The sequence below is a fragment of the Phormidesmis sp. 146-12 genome (genome assembly GCF_052939495.1).
Genome location: NZ_JBJPHS010000240.1, coordinates 1 through 1,845 on the forward strand (window position 1 = coordinate 1; position 1,845 = coordinate 1,845).

6 protein-coding genes are annotated in these 1,845 nt (G+C 46.6%); 3 read left to right on the forward strand and 3 right to left on the reverse strand.

The window, feature by feature from the left end; genetic code table 11:
• Positions 1-262: ISAzo13-like element transposase-related protein (locus tag ACKFKF_RS34955; protein ID WP_446871926.1), on the forward strand; the 262-nt coding region annotated here is incomplete at its 5' end.
• Here ACKFKF_RS34955 and ACKFKF_RS34960 read toward each other — a convergent pair.
• On the reverse strand, positions 259-564 hold the full coding sequence (locus ACKFKF_RS34960) for a CHASE2 domain-containing protein (protein WP_446871927.1): 306 nt from the start codon (positions 562-564) through the stop codon (positions 259-261). The genes ACKFKF_RS34955 and ACKFKF_RS34960 overlap by 4 nt on opposite strands.
• Here ACKFKF_RS34960 and ACKFKF_RS34965 point away from each other — a divergent pair.
• A complete protein-coding gene (locus tag ACKFKF_RS34965) occupies positions 556-720 on the forward strand; it encodes a hypothetical protein (protein WP_446871928.1) in 165 nt (54 codons plus the stop codon). The two genes, ACKFKF_RS34960 and ACKFKF_RS34965, sit on opposite strands and share 9 nt — an antisense overlap.
• A 119-nt stretch (positions 721-839) precedes the next feature.
• Here ACKFKF_RS34965 and ACKFKF_RS34970 read toward each other — a convergent pair whose 3' ends face one another.
• Positions 840-1,067 (reverse strand): hypothetical protein, encoded by a 228-nt coding sequence (locus tag ACKFKF_RS34970; protein ID WP_446871929.1) that lies wholly within the window; start codon positions 1,065-1,067, stop codon positions 840-842.
• 127 nt (positions 1,068-1,194) lie between these two features.
• Here ACKFKF_RS34970 and ACKFKF_RS34975 point away from each other — a divergent pair, with 127 nt between their 5' ends.
• Positions 1,195-1,524 (forward strand): hypothetical protein, encoded by a 330-nt coding sequence (locus ACKFKF_RS34975; protein ID WP_446871930.1) that lies wholly within the window; start codon positions 1,195-1,197, stop codon positions 1,522-1,524.
• Here the strand turns inward: ACKFKF_RS34975 and ACKFKF_RS34980 are convergent.
• Entirely contained in the window at positions 1,510-1,818 is a 309-nt protein-coding gene (locus ACKFKF_RS34980) for an ISAzo13-like element transposase-related protein (RefSeq protein WP_446871931.1), read from the reverse strand. The two genes, ACKFKF_RS34975 and ACKFKF_RS34980, sit on opposite strands and share 15 nt — an antisense overlap.
• Positions 1,819-1,845 lie beyond the last annotated feature (27 nt).

Sequence of the window (1,845 nt, forward strand, 5' to 3'; positions counted from 1 at the left end):
TAAGCGGTCGATGGCTTTCTTGTCTATTTCTCCTCTAAATTTGTCCGAACCATTGATCTTTGAGAGTGTCCAGATTGTTCAAGACTTGATAGCAACGACAACCACCCGGACAGGACTGAATGTGTTTACAACCATTCTTGACAAGACTTATCAAACGGGGCGAAAAGTGGCTGAAGACTTCAAATCCAACATGAAGATTGTCTTTGATGAGTTCTTGCCTCAGTGGAATTACACGGCAAAGCCAGAATTACAGGTTATTTAATCCACGATCCTAAGCATCTGACTCACCATGTGAGCGTGAACCCAAACCCCTGCCATTTCACCATAGGGCGTGTCAAAGCTGTCTCTGGCAACGGGAGCCGTGTAGCCAATTAGAACGATGCGAGCGCGCACCATGTCCGCCGTTACCTGTCCATCTAGCACTTGCTGAAGCAATATTTTTTGTCCGGGTGGTGCAGCGCGATAGTTCAGCATGATTTGATTGGTTGCATCTACTGGTCTGTCAAAGTTAGATTGAGGGATAATCAGGGGATGAAGTCCTAGGTTGAAATGATCATGCCTCAAAAGAAATACATCGTTTCCCTCAAAGCTGAAGAACGGCAGTTTCTAGAACACTTTACCACCACTGGAAAAGCGTCAGTCGCTGCCGTTAACCTCTACTCAGAAAGCAGGGGCATTGGGTCAGTCTTTCTTCTTCAAGCTGAATTTTCCCATGCATGACTCAACCCATTTCATGAAGAGACCTTCTACCAAACAGTTTGGGTGCATTCTCAACTAGCTCCTTTAGAACCAGAAACCTGATCGAGTGCTGGGAGAAAAGATAGCCGAAAGGACAAAGACTAATCTAATCGACGGTTAGACAGGGCTTTTAAGGCTTTTATCGAGCGATTACAGACTTCAACAGTCAGCCGCAGGCGCAAACAGGGTGCGTTTGTGAACTCGCGATGTAGCTGTAGCAATGTCATGCCCTTCAAGGGTGTAAACTTTGCCATTTTTACGGGTAATTTCAGGCTGGCGGCAAGTCCAATCTGAAGGACTCGCGCTGCTGCATGGCTATTCTCGCTCACATCCTTATTGCAAAGGACAACAAGCCATGTTTCAAATCCACAAGCTGAGTCAACAATCTTTCCATTCTCGACCTTCAATCTCACCTGCAACGGACAGCAATCAATTAGCAGTGGGGGGAGGAAACCTATGGCGCTCCTAATTACTCGTTCTTCCCCTGCATCTCAAAAGGCTAAGTTTGCTCAACAGATTCAACAGGAGTTTGTTGAGGGCAGCGCGATCGCACCCGTCCTCTATCAATGCGCCACCCAACTGGTTGCAGATACAGAACTACTTGCGGGGGGTGATGTTGCCTACCCAATTCATGAGACCCTCAACTGGAAGCTGACTCGCTTTGGGCATCAAGCGCGCACTACTTTATATGCCGTTTTACTCACCCAGGAAGACGGTTCCTGCTGGCAAGCCAAACTTAGTTGTCCGCGACGGAATGCTAAGGATCGTGGATTAAATAACCTGTAATTCTGGCTTTGCCGTGTAATTCCACTGAGGCAAGAACTCATCAAAGACAATCTTCATGTTGGATTTGAAGTCTTCAGCCACTTTTCGCCCCGTTTGATAAGTCTTGTCAAGAATGGTTGTAAACACATTCAGTCCTGTCCGGGTGGTTGTCGTTGCTATCAAGTCTTGAACAATCTGGACACTCTCAAAGATCACCCCTTGACACACGCGAGAGACATGAGGAAATAAACGATGTTCAATGGGATTGTACTTGGACGTATAAGGGGGATCTAAGTACAGGACAAAAGCTTGCAAAAACTAAGCAGGAAAGGGTTTCATGAG